Below are 1060 nucleotides of genomic sequence, written 5' to 3' on the forward strand. Positions count from 1 at the left end.
CCGTAGATTCAAACACGAAGTGCAACACGGTTTAAGGACTGCATAAATACTTCATTGGGGGTTTTAAATCCTAATCGTTTTCTAGGTCGGTTGTTTAAACGGTCTTGGATCATTCTAAGCTCCTTATCGGTCACAGTAGATAGCGGTCTCTTTTTGGGGATGTATTGCCGCAATAGACCATTGAAGTTTTCATTTGATCCACGTTGCCAACTAGCAAACGGATCCGCAAAGTACGTCGTTGATTCAAGAGCTGTATCAATCCTGGCGTGCTCGGCAAATTCCTTGCCGTTGTCAAAAGTCAGGGTTTTAACGAGTGGGGTCACGGCGTTTAATTTAGTGATGATGGCGCTACTGACTAAATCCGACGTCTTGTTCTTGACCTTAGCCAAAACGGCATAGCCACTCTTGCGCTCAACCAAGGTCACAACAGCTTGCTTGTGGGCCGCTCCAATTACAGTATCGCCTTCCCAGTGGCCGACTTGGGATCTTGTCTCAATGTGTGCTGGGCGCTCACTAATAGGTCTTCTGCCTACGATTTGGCCTCTGCGATCACGGCCGCTGGCATAGCGTTTCTTGCGCTTTTTTTGGCAACGCAGCTGCTGGTAAAGATTGCCGCCAGCGGCTTTATCGGCGTAGACATGGCGGTAGATGGTCTCATGACTAATGCCAACCTGATTGGCAATTTGGACGGGGCTCCACTGAGCTAAGAGGCAATCTTCTGTCTGATTCCATTGATCGGCTGTTATTTGGGCGGCATTACGGCAGCCTAATGAGCGTTCTTCTGCCAACAGGCAGGCTTGCTTGGGACGGTAACCTTTGAGCCCCGTATTGCGAGCAAGCTCTCGGCTAATGGTCGACTTATGCCGATCCATCAGTTGGGCTATTTGAGTTTGGGTTTTTCCGTCTTTCATGAGGATATAAATCTGATATCGTTCAGTTTGGCTAAGGTGTTGATAGGTCATGGCTACTTTGACTTGCAGGTCTAGAAGCTTTGGATACTAAAACATCCTTAGCCTCCTTACCTAGTTGTTCAAAGTTGCACTTCGTGGTTGAATCCACC

At 48.0% G+C, this 1060-nt stretch carries 1 protein-coding gene; it reads right to left on the reverse strand.

What is annotated here, in order from left to right; translation table 11 throughout:
- Positions 1–8: 8 nt before the first annotated feature.
- Entirely contained in the window at positions 9–962 is a 954-nt protein-coding gene (locus tag ICN46_RS11875; RefSeq protein WP_216209131.1) for an IS30 family transposase, read from the reverse strand.
- Positions 963–1060: the final 98 nt, after the last annotated feature.

It is taken from the genome of Polynucleobacter sp. Latsch14-2 (assembly GCF_018881925.1).
Lineage (GTDB): Bacteria > Pseudomonadota > Gammaproteobacteria > Burkholderiales > Burkholderiaceae > Polynucleobacter.

Bases quoted from the DNA above. Each gene is read 5' to 3' on its own strand.
- ICN46_RS11875 (WP_216209131.1), bottom strand. From the start codon at position 962: ATGACCTATCAACACCTTAGCCAAACTGAACGATATCAGATTTATATC.